Genomic DNA, 18,953 nt, shown 5'->3' on the forward strand with positions numbered 1-18,953 from the left:
GGACCTCAGTTCTTGATGCCGGTGAGCGTTACCCCTTCGATGAAGTAGCGCTGGAGGAAGAAGAAGAGAGCGATGATCGGGGCGATGACGGCGGCGGAGGCGGCCATCAGGTAGCCCCACTGGGTGATGTAGATGCTCTGGAACGACGCCAGCCCGAGCGACAGCGTGTACTTCTCCTCGTCGTTGAGGTAGATCAGCGGTCCGAGGAAGTCGTTCCAGGTGCCGATGAAGGTGAAGATGGTGACCACGACGATGGCGGGTTTGGACAGTGGCATGACGACCATCCAGAAGACCCGCCACGGCGAGGCGCCGTCGATGTAGGCCGCCTCGTCCAGCTCGAACGGGATGGTCAGGAAGAACTGCCGGAGCAGGAAGACGTTGAGCACGCCGCCGCCGGCACCCGCGAACCAGCTCGGCACGGTCAGCGGGGCGATCGTGTTGACCGCGCCCAGCTCCTGCCACATCACGAAGGTCGGGATCAGCGTCACCGCGTACGGGAGCATCACGCTGCTGAGCAGGACGGCGAAGGCGACGTTGCGGCCGCGCCAGCGCAGGCGGGAGAAGCTGAACGCGGCCACCGAGCAGGTGAGCACCGTGCCGAGGACGCTGATGACCGCGATGACCAGCGTGTTGAGGAAGTAGCGCCCGAACGGCTGTGCGGTGAGCGCCTCGGTGAAGTTCGACCACTGGAACGGGTCGGGTATCCACTTCGGCGGCGAGACGAACATCTGCGCGTCCTGCATCAGCGCGCTGCGCACCAGCCACACGAACGGCAGGAGCGTCGTGACCGCCCCGGCGCCGAGCGCCAGGTACAGCGGCGCCCTGGATCTCACCGCGCGCCCGCCATCTCGTAGTAGACCCAGCGCCGGGCGTTGCGGAACAGCAGGAAGGTGACCACCATTATGATCATGAAGAGCACCCACGCGAGCGCGCTCGCGTAGCCCATCTCGCTCTCCCGGAACGCCTTGCGGAACAGGTAGTAGACGTAGAAGAGGGTGGCGTTGTGGGGACCTCCTTCGGTCATCACGTAGGCCTGGTTGAAGACCTGGAACGTGCCGATGACGCCGACCACCAGGTTGTAGAAGATGGTGGGAGTCATCATCGGCACGGTCACGTGCCGAAACCGGTGCCACGGGCCGCCGCCGTCCACCGAGACGGCCTCGTAGAGGTGCTGCGGCACGCCCTGGAGACCGGCCAGGAAAATCACCATCGTGTTGCCGAAGCCCCACGTGCTCATGACGATCAGCGAAGGGACGGCCATGCTCTCGTCGTAGATCCACATGCCGGTGGGCAGGCCGCCCTGGCGCAGCAGGGAGTTGAGCAGGCCGAAGTCGGGGTTGAAAATCCAGATCCAGAGGACCACGTTGGCGATCGCGGGCACGAGCGTCGGCAGGTAGAAGACGGTCCGCCACAGGGGCAGGCCGCGCACCCGCTGGTTGAGCAGCATGGCCACGGCGAACGCGACGACCAGCGACAGCGGTACCGCGCCCAGCGTGTAGTAGGTGGTGGCGCTCAGGGACTTCCAGAAGAGCGCGTCGTCGGCGAGCGTGGCGTAGTTTTCGGTGCCGACGAAGGACGGCCGGCCGCCGACCTGCCAGTCGGTGAGGCTGAGCGCGAGGGAGGCGACCATCGGCCCGGCGGTGAAGATGGCGAAGCCGAGGATCGCCGGTACCGCCATCAGCAGGCCCCAGCGCCGCTCCAGGCGGCGCTGGCCGGAAAGAGCCGGCATCGCGTCACAGCTCCTGCGTGTGCTGCCAGCCCCGCATCCTGCTGGTGACCTGCGGGGTGACGGCCTTGAGCACCTCGGCGGCGGAGCGCTTGCCGGTCTCGATCTCCTGCAGCGCCGGCGTCAGCACGTCACTGTTGATCGCCGAGAGGTTCTTCAGCCGCACCCGCAGGTCCGGCACGCTGTGGTCGCGCGCGTAGTCCACCACCGCGGTGCGGAACTCGGGCGGGTGCGCGCCGTTCTTCGTCCACGAGTCCACGGCCGCCTGGTCCTCGTAGTACCGGCGCTCCTGCGGCATCCACAGGCCCTGCGCGTACAGGTCGACGTGGCGCGGGTCGAGGTGGAACGCGAACAGCTCGACCGCCTCTTCCAGGTGCTTGCCGCCGGCGAAGACCGCCGACGCGCCGGCGACCTGGCTCGTGGTGAACGGCTGCTGGTACCGCGGCAGCACGCCGATGCCGTAGTCCACTTTGCTCTCGTTCATGTCCAGCAGGCTCCAGTGGCCGTCGACGACCATGGCCACCCGCTTGGTCTTGAGCAGGATGTTGGTGCCCGGCACGTCGTCGCCGGTGGCCGCGAGCTGCCCCGGACCGGGCGCCACCCGGTGCTCGTAGATCAGGTCCTGCAGGTTCTGGAAGACCTGGATCGCCTCCGGCGTGTCCAGCAGGCACTTCGTGCCGGTGGGGTCGGCGAGGTCGGCGCCGTTGCTGCGCAGGAAGCCGTACCAGGCCGCGGCGTACGTGATGCTGCTGGAGATGCCGAACTGCCGCACCCGCTTGGGGTTGAAGCCGGACTCGTCGGGGTGCCTGCCGCTCTGGTCGACGGTGAGCTTGTACGCGTGGCGCACGAGGTCGTCCCACGTCCACGCGCTGGACGCCTGCGCCGGCGGCGCGGGGATGCCGGCCTCCTCGACCGCGGATTTGCTGTACCACAACAGCTCGATCTCGTTGGCCGTCGCGACCCCGTGCAGCTTGTCCGGGCCGTTCCAGAGGTACGCGTCCGGCAGGTACCCCTTCAGCTGCGGGTACTTGTCCAGGTAGGGGAAGAGGTCGACGAGCTTGCCCTGCTCGGCCAGGCGGAACGACATCGCCATCGGCACGTAGCCGACGTCGGGCACGCCGCCGCTGGCGACGAGCGTGTTGAGCTTGACGTCGTACTCGTCCGGCGTGAACAGCGGCTTGACCTTCGTGCCAGGCTTGCTCTGCTCGAAGGCCTTGAGCATCTTCTCCACGGCCTTCTGCTCGAACGTCGAGCCCCAGTACATGAACTGCAGCTGCAGATCGGCCGAGGAGCTTTCGTCGCCACAGGCGGCCAGCAGCGGGGCCAGGGCACCGAGGGCGAGAAGCTGACGTCGTTTCATCGTCACGGGCGGCGTGAACATGGGACTCCCAGGTCGTCAACGCGAACGGGGTGTGCCTTGCTACGCGGTCGCCCGGACCGTCGTGGGGAAAACCGTAGGACGTCGATTGATCGCTGTCAACCTGTCGGCGACCGTCGGCCATGTCGATCAGGCGCCGCGGCACGCGCTCGCCGTGGGTGCGCGGCGCGTCGTGCTCGTACTCGCTCGTCACCCAGGTGCGCACGTTGCCCACCGCCGCCGCGGTGCGCAGCGGAAGGCCCGTCCACTTCGGACAGATGATCGGCGACGCGGCGCGGGGCGGCGGCGTCACGAAGACCCGGATGCGGGCTACCGCGACGTCCGCCGTGGTCCGGACCGTCGCTCCCGCGGCCTCACCCTCCGCGGTCGGTCGCGGTCTCGGACCTGGACCGGGCCTCGCCGGCCGTCGCAGGTCGGGCTTGGCCCGCCGACCTCCGCGGTGCCCGCGGGAGCGTGCGGTCCGCAGGTGACGCGGACGCGGGTACGGCTTCAGACTTCAGACCCGGACCACCCCGAGCGGCAGGCCGCCGGTCGCGAGCCAGCCCTCGACGCTGCGGGCGTAGGCCGCGACCATCACCGCCTCGGCGCGGTGGCCGGTGATCAGCTCGGTGGCGGCTGTGGCTGAGTGGCCGCGCAGGCGCAGCACCGCGTACGCCAGCATCACCGAGCGGCGGCGGCCCTGGTGGCAGTGGATGAGCAGGCGTGCGTCCGGGTCGCCGTCGAGCACCCCGGCGGCGAAGTGGGCGGCGGCCGACCACAGGCGCGGGCGCTGGGGCTGGCCGAAGTCGAGCAGCGGCACGTGCACCACCCGGCCCGGCCCGAAGACGGCCCGCTCGGCGGCCAGGTCGCGCGACAGCCAGATCTGTGCCCGCGACCGGCAGTTGACCACGTGGGTGACGCCCTGCGCGGGCAGCTCGGGCAGGGCGGTGGCGAGCGGCAGGTTGCCGACCGCGATGCGCTCCTCGCCGATCCAGCTCAGCGGGGCCGCGCGCCGGTCGGGCCGGTACAGCCGGGTGATGATGTCGTAGTACCGCTCCTGGAACGCCCCCATGGACCCAGGTTAAGCCGGGCGGCGAAGCGGCGGGCGCCGAAGCGCCCGCCGCGTCGGTGCGGGTCAGGTGGCCGAGCAGGATAGCGCGGGCGCGCCGTTGCTGCCGGTCCACGAGCCGAGGAAGCCGAAGTTCGTGCTGGCTCCCGCGCCGAGGTTGCCGTTGTAGCTGACGTTGCGGGCGGTGGCGGTGGCGCCGCCTGTCGTCACCGTCGCGTTCCACGCCTGGGTGACGCGCTGGCCGCTGGGGAACGTCAGCGTGACGGTCCACCCGGTGATCGCGCTGCCGCCCGCGGTGACGCGGACGTCGCCCTGGAAGCCGCCCGGCCACTGGCCCGTCGACGAGTACGTGGCCGTGCAGGCCCGGGTGCCCGGCGGCGGGGTGGTGACGGGAGGCGTGGTGACCGGCGGCGTGGTGACCGGCGGCGTGGTGACGGGTGGGGTCGTCACCGGCGGCGTGGTGACCGGAGGCGTCGTGGTCGGCGGGACGCCGCCGAAGACGGTCGCCTCGCGCGCGGTCGCCTTGATGCCGTTGGCGCCGTTGAAGATGCGCTGGCCCCACGTGGTGAGCTGGGTGGGGTCGAAGTTGGTGGCCATGTCGAGGATCGGGTCGGTGTTGCCGCTCCACGACCAGCCGAGGTAGCCGATGCCACGCGCCTGCGCCTCGGCCAGGATCGTGTCGTGGTCCACCTCGCCCGCGTTGAACCGCCAGCCGAACTCGCCGACGACAAGAGGCCAACCGTTCGTCTGGAAACGGTTGAGGTAGTCGGTGATGCTCGCGGCGGTGTTGAACACCGCGTACATGTGGATGGAGAGCACGGTGTTGCGCTGGGTGTCGGCGTTGAGGATGGTCTGCGCGTTGTCCCGCATGACGTACTGCCAGTCCTGGCCCCAGTTCGGCGCGTCGACCATCAGCAGGTGCTCGAAGCCGTTGCCGCGCATCTTCTGGATCGCCGCGGTGGTCGCCGCCGTCCACTGTGCCGCGTTGGTGTTGCCGATCGGCTCGTTGCCGATGTTGATGACGACGTAGTTCTCCTGGCCGACCAGCGCGCTCTTCTGGCTGACCCAGTAGTTGACCGCCTCGTCGAGGCTGGCGGCCGCGCCCTCCTCGCCGTACCCGGTGGTGTCGTGCACCTCCAGGACGCAGATCATGCGGTTGGCCTTGCAGAGGTTGACGACGTTGGCGACATCGGTGGAGGGACCCCAACGCTTGCCGCTGCCCAGCACAACGCGCACCGTGTTGGCGCCGAGCGCCTTGATGTTCGCGAACGCGCTCGTCTGGCCGGTGTACCAGACGTGCGGGTGGTTGACCCCCCGCATGATGAACCGTTGGCCGTTGGCCTCCACGATGTTGGTGCCGCTGATGTGCAGGCCGACGGCGGCGTCCGCCGGTCTGACGAACATCAGGACGGATGCCGCGGCGGCCACCAGGGCGACGCCGAGGACGGTGAGCTGTCTTCTCATGACCTACCTCAGGGGAAGGCCCCGGAAGCCCGGGGCAGGAAGGGGTCCGTGAAGGACCCGCTGCTCTCTGCCCGGCTCACAGCGGCCATCAGCGTAGATCAATGCAGTCGCGGGACGCAACGGCGGCGCCTAGCGTCGCTGGATGATCGTTGAGCTCGCGGTGGCCGAGCCCGGCGCGGGCCCGTACGGCGTCGCGGCCGGCCCGGACGGCGCGCTGTGGGTCACGCTCGTGCACGCCGGCGGCTTCGCCCGGGTGACCACGGCCGTGGGTGAGGACGGCGGCCTGCGCCACCACGACCTGCCCAGCTCCGGCTCGGAGCCGCACGGCGTCACGGTCGGTCCCGACGGCGGGGTCCGGGCGGCGCTGGAGACCGGCGAGGTCGCCCGCGTCTGATCGACCGGGGTCAAAACGGTATTCGCGACCACGCACAACGAATTGCGCCATTGCCCGCGGCGGCGAAGATCGCTAAGTTGCTGCTGTTAACGCTCACGTGAGATCTATTCACTATCGGTGAAGGAACTGTCGGCGCGATCCCCGAGGCGGCCATGTCACAGAGCATGTTGTTCGTCGAAAGGCTCGGTGTGCGGGTCCAGAGGGACGGCCCTCTGGCGGCCATCGACGGCCTGCTGACCTGGCAGGAGTTCCAGTCGACGATCGCCGCCATCGTGGGCGGCCCGGTGGCGCTCGCCGAGCGGAGAATCGCCGTGGAACGCGACGGCCGGCGCGGCGTCGTCACCTTCGGGCACCTGACCGACGGCTCAGCCGCGCGGTTACGCGAGGCCCTTTCCGCGCCGGTAAATGGTCAGGATTGTTAACCGGACACTCCGTTTGGGACCGGACGCGCGGGGAAAGAACGCCCGTGTAGATGTCTCGATCTGGGGGCGGCCATGCGCACGTTCACCATGCTCCTCGCCATCGGCGCGAGCCTGCTCGTCGTGCCGGCCCCGGCCGGTGCATCCGCCGCCGCGCAAGGCCCGCCCGCCGCCGCCCCGGCGCGCCGGGCACCGTCGAGGACTTCCTGCCGGCCGACAAGTCCGGCTACGGCACCGCCACCTCGACCCGCAGCCGGGTGTGGCTGACCGTGCAGAAGGAGGGCGGGCTCGGCGAGATCTTCTACCCCGACCTGGGCACACCGAGCGCCCGCCTGCTCCGCTTCGCCGTATCCGACGGCCGCACGGCCACCGACGCCAACCGGGCCGCCCGCGTGCGCACCGAGCTCGTCGACGAGCGCAGCCTCGGGTACCGGCAGGTGTTCACCGAGCGGGCCGGGCGGTGGCGGCTCACCGCGACGTACCTGACCGACCCCTCGCGGGACACGGTGCTGGCCGACGTGCGCTTCGTCGCGTTCGACCGGCGGCACTACGACGTCCACGCGATCTACGACCCCGCGCTCGCCAACACCCGCGGCGACGACACCGGGCGCACCGAACGCGACGCGCTCGTCGCCACCGACGGCCGCGTGGCCAGCGCGTTCGCCGGCTGGCCGCCGTTCGCCGCCACGTCCAGCGGGTACCGAGGCGCCAGCGACGGCTGGACCGACCTGGCCGCCGACGGCCGCCTGGACCACCGCTACCGCGCCGCGGCCGCGCCGGGCAACCTCGTGCAGACCGCGTCGCTGCGCTTCACCGGGCGTGGGCAGGCCACTCTCGCCCTCGGTTTCGGGGCGGACGCCGCCGCCGCGCTCGGCGCCGCCCGCGGGTCCCTCACGGCCGGGTTCCCCGCCGTCTCGCGGGGGTACACCGGCGGCTGGCACCGCTACCTCGCCGGCCTGCCCGCCCCGCCCCGCGTGCTCGGCGGCGCGGAGCAGCGGCGGCTCTACCGGGTGTCGGTGATGGTGCTGGCCGCGAGCGAGGACAAGACGCACCGCGGCGCCTACATCGCCTCGCCGAGCATGCCGTGGGTGTGGGGCGCCGAGGAGCCGTCCGGGCCGTACCACCTCGTGTGGTCCCGCGACCTCTACCAGATCGCCACGGCACTGATCGCGGCCGGCGACGTCGCGGGCGCCGGGCGGGCGCTGGACTACCTCTTCACCGTGCAGCAGAAGCCGGACGGCTCGTTCCCGCAGAACTCGCATGTGGACGGTACCCCCGTCTGGGAGGGGCTCCAGCTGGACGAGGTGGCCTTCCCGATCGTGCTGGCCCACCAGCTGGGCCGCGCCGACGCGGGCACCTGGGACCACGTGCGGCGGGCGGCCGACTTCCTGCTCGGCGCCGGGCCGGTCACGCCGCAGGAGCGGTGGGAGAACCAGTCCGGCTACTCACCGGCCACCATCGCCAGCGAGATCGCCGCGCTGGTGTGCGCGGCCGACATCGCACGGGCCAACGGCGACTCCGCGGCCGCCACCCGCTACCTGGCCACCGCCGACGAGTGGCAGGCGAGCGTGAAGTCGTGGACCGTCACCACCACCGGCCCGTACTCCTCCGGACCGTACTTCCTGCGCCTCACCAAGGACGGAAACCCGGACGCGGGCACCACGTACACGATCGGCGACAGTGGACCGTCCAATGTCGACCAGCGGCGCGTGGTGGACCCCAGCTTCCTGGACCTGGTGCGCCTCGGCGTGCTGCCCGCCGACGACCCGGCCGTCGTCAACACGCTCCCGGTCATCGACGAGCAGCTCGGCGTCCGTACGGCCCGCGGCCTCTACTGGCACCGCGCCTCGTTCGACGGGTACGGCGAGAAGCGGGACGGCAGCCGCTGGGAGTTCGGCCTGCCGGACGACTCGCGCATCACGCTCGGCCGGGCGTGGCCGCTGCTCAACGGCGAGCGCGGCGAGTACCAGATCGCGGCCGGCGACACGGCCGGCGCACGCCGCCAGCTCACCGCGATGGCGCGCGCGGCCGGGCCGGGCCACATGCTGCCCGAGCAGGTCTGGGACCACCAGCCGCCCGGGACGTTCGAGCCCGGCACGCCCACCTTCTCCGCAACGCCGCTGACCTGGACGCACGCGCAGTACGTGCGGCTGGCCCACAACCTCGCCGCCGGCCGCATCCTGGAACAGCCCGCCGTGGTCGCCGCCCGGTACCGCTGAGCGCCGCCCCGGTAAATGTCCAACCCAGAACGAGATCTGAGCTGCCGCGATGTCCGCGGTGGTCCGGACCACGGCGGACATCGCGGCAGCTCAGATCTCGTTTGGGTTGGACCTTCAAAGATGTCTACAGCGAGTCGCGGCGGGCCTGGAGGAAGGCGCGCTCGGCCGCGTTGGCGGTGTGCGCGATCGCGGCGTCGTAGGCGGACGCGGCCTCGCGCGGGCGGTCGAGGCGGCGCAGCAGGTCCGCGCGGGCGGCGTGGTAGACGTGGTAGCGGTCGAGGTCGAGAGTGTCCACGATGGCCAGTGCGGCGGCCGGACCGTCCACTTCGGCCAGTGCTATCGCGCGGTGCAGGGCCACGACGGGGGTGGGGGTGGCGGCCAGCAGCTGGTCGTACAGGCGCAGCACCTGGACCCAGTCGGTGGCCGAGGCCGCCGGCGCGTCGCTGTGCACGGCGTTGATGGCGGCCTGCAGCTGGTACGGTCCCGGCCGGCCGCGGCGCAGGCAGGCGCGGACGATGCCCTGCCCCTCCGCGATCAGCGCGCGGTCCCAGCGGGCGCGGTCCTGCTCGGCCAGCGGCACGAGGTCGCCGGCCGGGGTGGTGCGCGCGGCGCGGCGGGACTCGGTGAGCAGCATCAGCGCGAGCAGCCCCATCGCCTCCGGCTCGTCCGGCATCAGCCGCACCAGGACACGGGCCAGGCGGATCGCCTCGGCGCACAGGTCGGCGCGGACGAGGCGGTCGCCGGAGCTGGCCGTGTGGCCCTCGGTGAAGATGAGGTACAGCACGGCCAGCACCGAGCGGAGGCGGTCGGGCAGGTCGGCTTCGCGGGGCACGCGGTAGGGGATGCGAGCGTCCCGGATCTTGCCTTTGGCGCGGGAGATCCGCTGCGCCATCGTCGGCTCGGGCACCAGGAAGGCGCGGGCGATCTCCCCCGTGGTGAGACCGCCCAGCAGCCGCAGGGTCAGCGCGACCCGGGCGGCCGGCGCCAGCGCGGGGTGGCAGCAGGTGAAGATCAGCCGCAGCCGCTCGTCACGCACGGGCCCCTCCTCTTCGGGTGCCGGCTCCGGGTCGTGCAGGAGGGCCGCCTGGGCGTGCCGGTCGGCGCGGGTCGCCTCGCGGCGCAGCCGGTCGATGGCCCGGTTGCGCGCGGTGGTGACGATCCACCCCTGCGGGCTGGGCGGCGGCCCCGTCTCCGGCCACCGCCGCACCGCCACCGCGAACGCCTCCTGGACCGCCTCCTCGGCGATGTCGATGTCGCCGAAGGCGCGGACCAGGACGGCGACCGCGTAGCCGTACTGCTCGCGGAAGACCTCCTCGACCGACACGGTCAGTGCGGCTGGAAGGGCCGCACCTCGATGTTCAGCGGCTTGACGATCGTGGCGAGGCGGCGGCCCCAGGCCAGGGCGGCGTCGAGGTCCTCCGCCTGGATGATCGTGAACCCGCCGAGGTGCTCCTTGCCCTCCAGGTACGGCCCGTCGGTCATCAGCACCTCGTCGTCGGTGGCGCGCAGGACGGTCGCGGTGCTCGGGTCGTGCAGCCCGGCGGCGAACACCCAGGCGCCGGCGGCCTTGAGGTCGGCGTTCAGCACGTCGAGCTCGCGCATGATCGGCTCCAGGAACTCCGGCGGCGGCGCCTCCCCGTCGGGCTGGTAGATGCTGAGCAGGTACTGCGGCATTGTCGTGGTCCTCTCTTCGGGTCTCATCATCTACACGAAGGACCCGGGCCCACTTCGACACCGCCGGAAAAGCGCGCCCTACCAGATCCCGGGGCCGGAGCTGGGGCTGGGCACGTCCGGGTCGGGGCCGGTCAGCGCGACCCACCCCGCCCTCGGCGCCTGCCGCCCGGCGCCGCGCGCGACCCGCACCAGCTCGTCCCACACGTCCTCGTCGGCCAGCCGGGAGTAGTCCTCCAGGAGGGCGCCGTCGGGGTCCTCGGCGTCGTACCGCTCCCACTGCCCGGTGCGGAAGAAGAACAGCGCCCGCACGCCCGGCGTGTCCGGCTCCTGGCCGCTGTCCAGCGCGGCGGCGAGCGCCTCGGCGTCGCCCTCGCCGGCGAGCAGGCACAGCCGCTCGCGGCCCGGCCCCGGTCCCAGCTCGCGGAGCCGGCGGCGGCACACCTCGGCGACCGGTGCCGGCAGCGTCCCGCCCGCGAGCCGCGCCAGCGCCGAGACCAGCGACGCCGGTTCGTAGCCGTCGAGCAGGTCGGGCCGCCCCTTCAGGATCGCCACGGCGGCGAACCCGGTGCGGTGGCGTCCCAGCGGCGCGGGCCGCAGCGCGTGCGGGTTGTCCAGCGCGAGGTCGAGCACCGCCGAGGGCGCGGGCGGCCCTTCGCGCAGGGCGGACTCCAGGTCGCCGAGCAGCAGCGGATGGTCGGTCGCGCGCAGGATCGCGGCCAGGGCCTTACGCACGCTGGCGTCGGGCGACTCGAGCGCGGTCCGCAGGACCCGGCCGCCGTCAGGTGGCGCGGCGACGAGGCGTACCCGCGGCTGGTGCCGGCTGTCCGGCGCGGGCGCGAGCAGAAACCGCAGCGCCGGCTCCGGCGTGCCGGGCAGCGCCGCCCAGATGCGCCGGCGTGCGGCCGGGTCGGTGGTCCAGGCCGCGGCCAGGGCCCGCTCGGCCGCCGCCGCGACCCGACCGTCCCGCGCCCCGACCATCAACCGCACGACAGACCGGGTACCGCCCCGCCGCAACCGTCGAGAGAGGACCCACCCCGCCAAGCGCTCCCACATCCCCCAGTCTCCGCACCCCCCGCAACCGGCCCGCTTCACGCGGTTGATCAGGGAGCTGGTGGGCGTGTCGGTCGGCGTGTTGGCCCACGAAGTCCCTGATCAACCGGGTCCGGCCTAGTTGGGGGCGGGCGTGGGCGGCGGGGTGAGGGTGATCGACGGGCTGCGGGAGGCGTTCCACGAGGCGTCGTAGGCGATGACCCACACCGTGTTGGGCGTCGAGGCCGGCGAGATGGGGGCCGTGGTCACGTTGCCCGGGACGATCGCGCGCACGCGGACCTCGTCGATGTTGAAGGCGTGCACGACGTGGTACTCCACGATCCCGGTGTCGTCCGTCGCCGGCGCCCACGAGATGCCGCCGCTGACCGGCACCGGCGTGCCCGGCGCGGTCGGTGCCGTGGCGTCCCCGGCGACCCGGGGGACCGTCGGCGGGTGCGGGAAGTTGGTCCGCGAGCCGAAGCCGGACATGTTGCCGGCGGCGTCGAGGGCGCGGACCGAGAAGTGGTACGTCGCGCCGGTGTTGCCGCCGATCGGCACCGTGACCGGTGCGTTGCTGGTGACCTGGCGCAGGAAGTAGTCCTCGTAGAACTGGCCGCCGAAGTAGATCAGGTAGCCGGTCACGCCGACGTTGTCCGTCGAGGCGGGCCAGGTGATCGTCGCGGTCGTCGGGGTGACCTCGAGCAGCTCGGGCCGGCCGGGCGCCGACGGCGGCGTGGTGTCGCGCGGCGGCGGGAGGGTGTCCACCGACACGTCGTCGAACGAGGCGGCCGCCCGCTCGGTGACCAGCGCGATCGCGCCGGCCGCGAAGGTGGCGTCGGTGGCGGTGAGCGTCGCGCTGCCGGCCGCGCCGGTGACGGTGCCGCTCAGCTGGTCGCCGTCGGCGCGCAGCGTCATGTCGTACCACCGGCCGGTCCGCACCGCGAGCCTCCCGGAGGCCAGCACGGTGCGCTGCCCGCCGGACACGCGCGCCAGCTCCACGCGGTCGCCCGGGCGGAGCGTGAGCGTGTACCCCGCGCGGGCGACGATGCCCGCCGCGGCCGACGGCCCGGACAGCGAGGTGGGCTTGACCCGCGCCGACAGCGTGTAGCCGGCCCACCCGGCGTCGCCCGCGGTGGCCCGGGCCGACGGGGCCCCGCTGCGCGACTGGCGCAGCACGCGCGAGCCGTCGGTGGAGACGCCCCACTGGCCGCCGGCGAGCTGCCACCCGGCGGTGGAGCCGCTTTCGAAGTCGTGCGCGAATACCACGGCGGCGGAGGCGTGCCCCGACGCGACGACGGCGGTGCCGGTGAGCAGCAGCACGGCCGCCAGACCTGTCCACATGCGACGCATCCCGCCACGATAGGCAGCGCATCGACAAAGGACAATGTCAGTCGGGTAGTCGGGCGGCGGGGAGATTCGCCAGTATCCGCGTAACCGTGTCATCCGGGGTCTGGTCGGACGTGTCCAGCCATAGGCCGAGACGCGGCGTCCGTTCCCGCAGCTCGCGGTCGAGCGCCTCGACCGTCCAGCCGCCGCCGTAGCCCGTCTTGGGCCGCCCTTCCTCGCGGGTGGCCAGCACGTCCGGGCGAGGCGCGAGCACCACCAGGTGGCGCGGCCGGGTGGCGAACAGGTCGACGAAGCGGGCCAGCTCCGGTCCGATGACGATGTCCTGGACGACGGCGGTGAAGCCGGCCCGCGCGTACCGGTCGGCGACCGTGGCGGCCAGCTCGTACCGCAGCCACAGCTGGGCCACGGCCTCCGCCGGGAGGTCCGGCGCCATCTCCCGCCGCCCGGAGACCACCATCCGCCGGAACGCGTCGCCGCGCACGTGCGCGGCCCGGGGAAGCCGCTCGGCGATGCCCTGCGCCACCGTCGACTTGCCCGCCGCCATCGCCCCGGTCACGATGATCACACCCGTCACGGGACCGACCCTATCGGCGCGGCGACCGGCGGCGGGTCCGGCCGCTACGCCGGCGGGCCGAGGAGGGACGACAGGCGGGCGGCGAACGCGTCCGGCGCGTCGACGAAACCGGTGTGGTCGCCGGGGAACAGCACCGGCTCGACGGCCAGCGCCTCGGCCAGGGCCCGGGAGGCGCGGTCGCAGAGCTGGCCGGCCGACTCCTCGCCGATGCCCACCGTGATGCGCGCGCCGCCGCCGCGCAGCGCCGCGAGGTCCGGCCGCCAGAACGTGCTGGCGCGTACCTCGTGCGCGAAGAACCGGCGCTCGTCGGCCGCGCGCCGCGGGTCGCGCTCGCCGCCGAACATCGCCTCCAGCACGTCCTCGGGCAGGTCGATGCCGGCCTGCGCCATGAACGCGCGCCAGGCGCCGAGCGGGTCGCCGGCCAGGTAGGTGGCGATCATGTCGTCGGTACCGGCGGCCAGCGCGTCCCGGTCGGGCAGCAGCTCGGCAAGCGGCGGCTCGTGCGCGACCACCGTGTGCACCGCCTCCGGGTGTGCCTGGGCCAGCGCGAGCACCGTGCACGCCCCGCCGCTGGTGCCGAACACCGCGGCCGGCCCGCCGCCGGCGTGGCGGAGCAGCGCGGCCAGGTCGCCGGCCCGCAGCGGTGGCGTCGAGTCCAGCTCGGGGTCGGCGAGCGGGCTGCGGCCGATGCCCCGCGGATCGGCCGTGAGCACCATGTGGTCGGCGGCGAGCGCGTCGGCGAGCGGCGCGAACGCGTCGGCGTCCATCGGCGAGCCGACGAGCGCCACGAGCGGGCCGTCGCCGCGGATCTCGAAGTACAGCGTGCCGTCCGAAACCTGGAGGGTGTGTGTCGCGGTCGTCGTGGTCATCGGGTTCTCCTCACTTTGCGATGACCTGATCGTGGCCCGCGCGGGCGCCGGAGATCCAACACCGAGCACGCCAAGATCTACACGCCAGGTGCGTGAGTCGCGGCGCGGTTGAACACCCGGCGGGGCGGGTACCGCGGCCGGGATGGCACGGTTTCCGTTCGCGTTCCGCGCGCCGGCCCGCTGGGCGCTCGCCCTGGTCGGCGTGACGCCGGCGCGCGCCTGGGTGGCGGTCTCGCCGGAGGAGTTCGAGGTCCGCTTCGGCCCGTGGCACCTGCGGACCAGCCGGGCGAACGTGCGGGCCGCCCGCCGGACCGGCCCGTACCGGTGGTGGCGCGCCCTCGGTCCACGGCTGTCGATGGCCGACCGGGGTGCCACGTTCGGCACCACGACCGGTCCGGGCGTCTGCGTGTGCTTCGCCACCCCGGTGCCCGCGCTCGCGCCCGGCGGATGGCTGCGCCACCCCGCGCTCACGGTGACGGTGACCGACCCGGACGCGCTGGTCGCGGCGCTCGACCGGCCGGTCGGCTGACGCCGACCCGGAAACGTTGGTGGCCCCGCTCTAGACACCTTCGTGGTCAGGGTGAGTGCGAACGTCAGATTCACATTTGAGATAGTTCCGGGCTACCGCGATGTCCGCGGTGGTCTGGACCGTTGCTCCCGCGGCCTCACCCTCCGCGTTCGGTCGCGGTCACCCCGAAGAGCCAGCTCCGGCAGACCGGTCCCATGGGGTTGCCGGGAGTGGCTCTGAAGCTGGGCGCACGAATGCGCCCACGAACCCGCGGCGCGCCGATGGACCAGCGCCGTTAGCTACGCGCTGCCGCGGGCTGGGGTCCAGGGGGCTTGGTCGCTGCGGCTTGGCCGTGTCGCCGGGGCTGTGCGGGCCTGGCCCTGCGGGGTGGGTTGGTGCGCTGTTACAGCACCAACTCCCGTGGGTCTGCGGGAGCATGCTTGTGGGGGTGAGCTGGGCGACTGCGGAGGGTGAGGCCGCGGGAGCAACGGTCCGGACCACCACGGACGTCGCGGTAGCCCACATCTCTTGGGATGACCGTCGAGATCTCGACGGTCATGCGCCGCCCGCACCGGGCCGCGTCGGGCGGTGCTGCACTGTGGACGGATGCGCACCCCAACCCTGAAAGGTCTCTAGCGGCGCGGCCAGCGGGCCAGCTGCCGGCGCACCTGCGCGGTCTGGTCCGGCGTGAGGCCGTAGAAGGCGAACCGCCGGTCGTCGAGCCGGTCCAGGTAGGCGCCGACGTCCAGGATGTCCTCCTGGTCCAGGCCCGGGTCCTGGCGCCGGGCCAGGGCGAGCAGCCGCTCGACCGGATAGCGGTCCAGGGCGGCGGCGACGTCGATGTAGTCGCGGACCTCGCGCCGGTTGACCAGGGCGGCGACTTTGGTGGCGACGAGGTCGTCGAGGTGCATCCCGGGGCCGACCTCCATGACGACCGGGCTGCGGCGCCGGTCCAGGCGGGACAGGCTGAGCCGGACCGTCCGCCGCCCGTCGCCGACGACGAACTCCTTCTGGTCGGCGGTGAAGCCGGCGAACAGGGAGCCGAGGTCGCCGTCGCCGTCCTCGTCCACCACGGTGTACCCCGCGGCGCGCAGTGCGGCCCGCACGCCGCCGGCGGCCGCGGCGGCGGCGCCCCCGACCGTGCTGAACAGGTCGACGTCCTCGGTGGGCCGGTGGACCAGGCCCCGCAGCACCCAGGCGAGCCCGCCGCCGAGGACGAAGCCGTACCGCCGGGCGACGGCGAGCGCGACCCGGGCGACGTCGAGGTGGAACGGGTCGGGCTCGTCCGAGGTCATGCCGCGGAACGAAGGCGCGCGTGCCGGGCCTCCCACGCCTGCCGCACCGGCCGGGGCAGGTTGAGCCGCGACCAGACGCGGGCCAGCACCCGGCCGTTGATCCAGCGCCGCAGCTCGTCGCGGCGGATCGCCTCGCGGAGCACGTTTTCGTACATCCACAGCAGCAGGTCGGGGTCGTCGAGGTCGAAGCGCCGGTTGGGGCTCCACATCAGGCGCTGGGGGAGCTCCACCACGCCGTGCTCCGGGCCGACCAGCTCGTCGAGGCTGTCGATGACCAGCACAGGCCTGTTGGGCCGCGCCAGGTGGACGACGCGGCCGGTGCTGGGGCCACCCGCCATGGCCCCAGCTTACCGGCAGGTCAGCTCGTGGTGTCGCGGTTGTACAGCGCCTTCGCCCACCAGAAGCAGACCGCGGTGATGGCGGCGCACCAGGCGACGGCGGCGATGGCGTGGTGGCCGACGCCGGTGCCGAGCAGCAGGCCGCGCAGCGTCTCCATGATCGGCGTGAAGGGCTGGTACTCGGCGAACCAGCGCACCGCGGTCGGCATCGACTCGGTGGGCACGAAGCCGCTGCCCAGGAAGGGCAGGAGCACCAGCGGCATGGGCAGGTTGCTGGCCGTCTCGGGGCTGTCGGCGACCAGGCCGAGCGCGACGGACAGCCAGGTGAGCGCGAAGGCGGTCATGGCCAGTACCCCCGCCGCGGCGGCCCATTCGACCGCGCCGGCGTCGGGCCGGAAGCCGACGAGCAGGGCGACGCCGACGACGACGGCCAGCCCGAGCATCGTCTGGACGACGGCGCCGAGCACGTGGCCGGTCAGCACCGACGGGCGGAAGATCGCCATGGTGCGGAAGCGGGCGACGATGCCCTCGCTCATGTCCATGGCGACCGACAGGGCGGTGCCCTGCGCGGTGCCGGCGATGGCCATGAGCAGGATGCCGGGGACGACGTAGTTGGCGTAGGCCGCGCGGCCGCCCGACGGTCCGCCGAGGCCGTTGCCGAGGGTGCCGCCGAACACGTACACGAACAGCAGCAGGAAGATGACCGGCATGCCGATCAACATGAACGTGAGGGACGGGTAGCGGCGCATCCGCAGCAGGTTGCGCCGGAGCATCGTGCCGGAGTCGCGGACGGCCAGGGCGAGGGTGGTCATGGCGCGGTGGTCCTTTCGCGGTCGGGTCGGCCGGTGAGGGCGAGGAAGACGTCGTCGAGGTCGGGCAGGTGCATCGAGAGTCCGACGGCCTCGATGGAGGCGTTGTCGAGCCGGTCGAGCAGGGCGCGCAGGGACCGCACGCTGCCGTCGTTGGGCACCTGGATGGTGAGCGCCTCCTCGTCGCGGGCCGGTGCCTCGAGCACCTGCGCCGCGAACTGGAACTCGTCGGGGTCGGCGAAGCGGAGCCGGACGTGGCCGCCGGGGACCAGTCGCTTCAGCTCGTCGGGTGTGCCCTGCGCCACCACCCGCCCGTGGTCGAGGACGGCGACGTGGTCGGCCAGCTGGTCGGCCTCCTCCAGGTACTGCGTGGTGAGGAAGATCGTGACGCCCGCGGCCGCGAGGTCGCGGATGACGTCCCACATCCCGCGGCGGCTGCGCGGGTCGAGCCCGGTCGTGGGCTCGTCGAGGAAGATCACCCGCGGGTCGCCGACCAGCGTCATGGCGAGGTCGAGCCGCCGCCGCATGCCGCCGGAGTACGTGGAGACCGGCTTGCCCGCCTCCTTGACCAGGTCGAACTGCTGGAGCAGCTCCTCGGTGCGCCGGCGGCCGGCCGCCTTGTCCAGGTGGCACAGGTCGGCCATCAGGTTCAGGTTCTCCCGGCCGGTGAGCAGGTTGTCGACGGCCGAGAACTGCCCGGTGACGCCGATGCACCCGCGTACCGCGTCGGGCTCGCGGGACACGTCGTGGCCCAGGACGGCGGCCTCGCCGCCGTCGGCTCCGGTGAGCGTGGACAGGATCCGCACCGTCGTGGTCTTGCCGGCGCCGTTGGGGCCGAGCAGCGCGAAGATCGTGCCCTCGGCGATCCGCAGGTCGACGCCGTCGAGCACCACCTTGTCGCCGTAGGACTTGCGCAGGCCGGTGACGGTGATCGCGGCCGGGGAGGGGCTGGTCATGGGAGTCCTCACTTCCGTGACGGAGGGATGGTCAGGCGGCGCGGCGGATCAGGATGTCGCCGTAGTTGGAGCTCGCCCGGACCTCGACCGTGTCGTCGTCCTGGGCCGGGCCGTCGGCCGCCTCCAGGGCGTTGTGCACCCGGCCGTGGCGGGAGCTGAGCTCGAGCCAGGCGGCGGTGCCGCGGCGGACGCCGATCTCGATGCCGCCGTAGGAGGTCTGCACCTCCACGGCCCCGCGCACGATCTCGCCGATCCGGACGCTGCCGTGGTTGCTGCGCGCGGTGACCGAGGCCAGCGCCCGTTCGACGGTGACGTCGCCGTACGCCGTCCGGGCCCGGACGTCCCCGGTGCTGCTGCCGATCCAGCAGTCGCCGGACGAGTTCTTGATCTCGGTAGTGCCGTCGACCTCGCGGATGCGCACCTTGCCGGACGAGCTGGTGACCCGCACCGGACCCTCGGCCCGCTCGACCACGATCTCGCCGTGGCTGCTGTCGATCTCCAGCGGCCCGGTCCGGTCGATCCGGACCGTGCCGCCGGTCTTGAACCGGCACTCGCCGAGCCGCCCCTCGCAGCGGAACGTCGCCCAGGACGACTCCGCCTGCACCGCCGATCCGGACGGCACCTCGACAAGGATGTCGACCGACGGTCCCGGGCCGGGGCCGAAGCGGCGCCAGCTCTTGGGCGACCGGACCAGCAGCCGGCCCGCCGCGAACTCGACGGTGGTCTGCTCGGCCAGGCTCACGTCGGACCTGCTCGACGCATTGCGGGGACGGACCTGCACCACGGTGTCGGTGCGGTCGGTGGCGGCGATCCACGCGTCGCCGACCGGCAGCTCGATCTGGACGGCAATCGGCTCCGGCGTGTCGAAAACAGGCATGGTGGTCTCCCGAGAGGTACCCGATGGAT

20 protein-coding genes are annotated in these 18,953 nt (G+C 72.7%); 4 read left to right on the forward strand and 16 right to left on the reverse strand.

Going from position 1 to position 18,953, the window contains the following annotated elements; genetic code table 11:
• Positions 1–5: 5 nt before the first annotated feature.
• From Phou_RS34715 to Phou_RS34735, 5 genes are all read right to left on the reverse strand, one after another.
• Complete coding sequence (locus Phou_RS34715; RefSeq protein WP_218579343.1) at positions 6–833, reverse strand: carbohydrate ABC transporter permease; 828 nt, start codon at positions 831–833, stop codon at positions 6–8.
• Entirely contained in the window at positions 830–1,729 is a 900-nt protein-coding gene (locus tag Phou_RS34720; protein WP_173064263.1) for a carbohydrate ABC transporter permease, read from the reverse strand. The genes Phou_RS34715 and Phou_RS34720 overlap by 4 nt, the downstream gene beginning before the upstream one ends.
• 4 nt (positions 1,730–1,733) lie before the next feature.
• Positions 1,734–3,107, reverse strand: coding sequence for an ABC transporter substrate-binding protein (locus Phou_RS34725; RefSeq protein WP_173064266.1), 1,374 nt, complete (start codon positions 3,105–3,107; stop codon positions 1,734–1,736).
• Between the two features lie 493 nt (positions 3,108–3,600).
• Entirely contained in the window at positions 3,601–4,155 is a 555-nt protein-coding gene (locus tag Phou_RS34730) for a protein-tyrosine phosphatase family protein (RefSeq protein WP_173064269.1), read from the reverse strand.
• Positions 4,156–4,218: 63 nt separating this feature from the next.
• On the reverse strand, positions 4,219–5,616 hold the full coding sequence (locus Phou_RS34735; RefSeq protein WP_173064272.1) for a cellulase family glycosylhydrolase: 1,398 nt from the start codon (positions 5,614–5,616) through the stop codon (positions 4,219–4,221).
• A 142-nt stretch (positions 5,617–5,758) separates the two neighbouring features.
• On the opposite strand from Phou_RS34735, the gene Phou_RS34740 reads away from it, so the two are divergent.
• The 3 genes from Phou_RS34740 to Phou_RS34750 all read left to right on the forward strand — a co-directional run bounded on the left by Phou_RS34740 (position 5,759) and on the right by Phou_RS34750 (position 8,648).
• Entirely contained in the window at positions 5,759–6,010 is a 252-nt protein-coding gene (locus tag Phou_RS34740) for an NHL repeat-containing protein (RefSeq protein WP_173064275.1), read from the forward strand.
• Between the two features lie 164 nt (positions 6,011–6,174).
• Positions 6,175–6,432: a hypothetical protein gene (locus Phou_RS34745; protein WP_173064278.1), complete on the forward strand. Its 258-nt coding sequence runs from the start codon at positions 6,175–6,177 to the stop codon at positions 6,430–6,432.
• Between the two features lie 50 nt (positions 6,433–6,482).
• The gene (locus Phou_RS34750) at positions 6,483–8,648 is read left to right on the forward strand and encodes a glycoside hydrolase family 15 protein (RefSeq protein WP_173064281.1); all 2,166 of its coding nucleotides are present in this window, start codon (positions 6,483–6,485) and stop codon (positions 8,646–8,648) included.
• A 124-nt stretch (positions 8,649–8,772) separates the two neighbouring features.
• Here Phou_RS34750 and Phou_RS34755 read toward each other — a convergent pair whose 3' ends face one another.
• From Phou_RS34755 to Phou_RS34780, 6 genes are all read right to left on the reverse strand, one after another.
• Entirely contained in the window at positions 8,773–9,972 is a 1,200-nt protein-coding gene (locus tag Phou_RS34755) for an RNA polymerase sigma factor (RefSeq protein ID WP_178134990.1), read from the reverse strand.
• Between the two features lie 2 nt (positions 9,973–9,974).
• Positions 9,975–10,322 (reverse strand): YciI family protein, encoded by a 348-nt coding sequence (locus Phou_RS34760; protein ID WP_173065024.1) that lies wholly within the window; start codon positions 10,320–10,322, stop codon positions 9,975–9,977.
• A gap of 78 nt (positions 10,323–10,400) precedes the next feature.
• Complete coding sequence (locus Phou_RS34765) at positions 10,401–11,309, reverse strand: hypothetical protein (protein ID WP_173064285.1); 909 nt, start codon at positions 11,307–11,309, stop codon at positions 10,401–10,403.
• 180 nt (positions 11,310–11,489) lie between these two features.
• The gene (locus Phou_RS34770; protein WP_173064288.1) at positions 11,490–12,701 is read right to left on the reverse strand and encodes a hypothetical protein; all 1,212 of its coding nucleotides are present in this window, start codon (positions 12,699–12,701) and stop codon (positions 11,490–11,492) included.
• Positions 12,702–12,738: 37 nt separating this feature from the next.
• A complete protein-coding gene (locus tag Phou_RS34775; RefSeq protein ID WP_173064291.1) occupies positions 12,739–13,272 on the reverse strand; it encodes an AAA family ATPase in 534 nt (177 codons plus the stop codon).
• A 44-nt stretch (positions 13,273–13,316) separates the two neighbouring features.
• Positions 13,317–14,141, reverse strand: coding sequence for an alpha/beta fold hydrolase (locus tag Phou_RS34780; RefSeq protein WP_173064294.1), 825 nt, complete (start codon positions 14,139–14,141; stop codon positions 13,317–13,319).
• A gap of 142 nt (positions 14,142–14,283) precedes the next feature.
• Here Phou_RS34780 and Phou_RS34785 point away from each other — a divergent pair, with 142 nt between their 5' ends.
• Complete coding sequence (locus Phou_RS34785) at positions 14,284–14,670, forward strand: hypothetical protein (RefSeq protein WP_173064296.1); 387 nt, start codon at positions 14,284–14,286, stop codon at positions 14,668–14,670.
• 611 nt (positions 14,671–15,281) lie between these two features.
• On the opposite strand, the gene Phou_RS34790 is transcribed toward Phou_RS34785, so the two are convergent.
• The 5 genes from Phou_RS34790 to Phou_RS34810 are packed head-to-tail and all read right to left on the reverse strand — an operon-like array spanning position 15,282 to position 18,924.
• Entirely contained in the window at positions 15,282–15,944 is a 663-nt protein-coding gene (locus tag Phou_RS34790) for a nucleotidyl transferase AbiEii/AbiGii toxin family protein (protein WP_173064299.1), read from the reverse strand.
• Entirely contained in the window at positions 15,941–16,282 is a 342-nt protein-coding gene (locus tag Phou_RS34795) for a hypothetical protein (RefSeq protein WP_173064302.1), read from the reverse strand. The genes Phou_RS34790 and Phou_RS34795 overlap by 4 nt, the downstream gene beginning before the upstream one ends.
• Positions 16,283–16,302: 20 nt before the next feature.
• On the reverse strand, positions 16,303–17,094 hold the full coding sequence (locus Phou_RS34800; protein ID WP_173064305.1) for an ABC transporter permease: 792 nt from the start codon (positions 17,092–17,094) through the stop codon (positions 16,303–16,305).
• The gene (locus tag Phou_RS34805; RefSeq protein WP_173064308.1) at positions 17,091–18,047 is read right to left on the reverse strand and encodes an ATP-binding cassette domain-containing protein; all 957 of its coding nucleotides are present in this window, start codon (positions 18,045–18,047) and stop codon (positions 17,091–17,093) included. The genes Phou_RS34800 and Phou_RS34805 overlap by 4 nt, the downstream gene beginning before the upstream one ends.
• A gap of 31 nt (positions 18,048–18,078) precedes the next feature.
• Entirely contained in the window at positions 18,079–18,924 is an 846-nt protein-coding gene (locus Phou_RS34810; RefSeq protein WP_173064311.1) for a DUF4097 family beta strand repeat-containing protein, read from the reverse strand.
• Between the last annotated feature and the right edge of the window lie 29 nt (positions 18,925–18,953).

Source organism: Phytohabitans houttuyneae, from assembly GCF_011764425.1.
Lineage (GTDB): Bacteria > Actinomycetota > Actinomycetes > Mycobacteriales > Micromonosporaceae > Phytohabitans > Phytohabitans houttuyneae.

Coding starts and splice junctions, on each gene's coding strand:
- Phou_RS34720 (WP_173064263.1), bottom strand. CDS start 1,729: ATGCCGGCTCTTTCCGGCCAGCGCCGCCTGGAGCGGCGCTGGGGCCTG.
- Phou_RS34725 (WP_173064266.1), bottom strand. CDS start 3,107: ATGTTCACGCCGCCCGTGACGATGAAACGACGTCAGCTTCTCGCCCTC.
- Phou_RS34730 (WP_173064269.1), bottom strand. CDS start 4,155: ATGGGGGCGTTCCAGGAGCGGTACTACGACATCATCACCCGGCTGTAC.
- Phou_RS34735 (WP_173064272.1), bottom strand. CDS start 5,616: ATGAGAAGACAGCTCACCGTCCTCGGCGTCGCCCTGGTGGCCGCCGCG.
- Phou_RS34740 (WP_173064275.1), top strand. CDS start 5,759: ATGATCGTTGAGCTCGCGGTGGCCGAGCCCGGCGCGGGCCCGTACGGC.
- Phou_RS34745 (WP_173064278.1), top strand. CDS start 6,175: ATGTTGTTCGTCGAAAGGCTCGGTGTGCGGGTCCAGAGGGACGGCCCT.
- Phou_RS34750 (WP_173064281.1), top strand. CDS start 6,483: ATGTCTCGATCTGGGGGCGGCCATGCGCACGTTCACCATGCTCCTCGC.
- Phou_RS34760 (WP_173065024.1), bottom strand. CDS start 10,322: ATGCCGCAGTACCTGCTCAGCATCTACCAGCCCGACGGGGAGGCGCCG.
- Phou_RS34770 (WP_173064288.1), bottom strand. CDS start 12,701: ATGCGTCGCATGTGGACAGGTCTGGCGGCCGTGCTGCTGCTCACCGGC.
- Phou_RS34780 (WP_173064294.1), bottom strand. CDS start 14,141: ATGACCACGACGACCGCGACACACACCCTCCAGGTTTCGGACGGCACG.
- Phou_RS34785 (WP_173064296.1), top strand. CDS start 14,284: ATGGCACGGTTTCCGTTCGCGTTCCGCGCGCCGGCCCGCTGGGCGCTC.
- Phou_RS34790 (WP_173064299.1), bottom strand. CDS start 15,944: ATGACCTCGGACGAGCCCGACCCGTTCCACCTCGACGTCGCCCGGGTC.
- Phou_RS34795 (WP_173064302.1), bottom strand. CDS start 16,282: ATGGCGGGTGGCCCCAGCACCGGCCGCGTCGTCCACCTGGCGCGGCCC.
- Phou_RS34800 (WP_173064305.1), bottom strand. CDS start 17,094: ATGACCACCCTCGCCCTGGCCGTCCGCGACTCCGGCACGATGCTCCGG.
- Phou_RS34805 (WP_173064308.1), bottom strand. CDS start 18,047: ATGACCAGCCCCTCCCCGGCCGCGATCACCGTCACCGGCCTGCGCAAG.
- Phou_RS34810 (WP_173064311.1), bottom strand. CDS start 18,924: ATGCCTGTTTTCGACACGCCGGAGCCGATTGCCGTCCAGATCGAGCTG.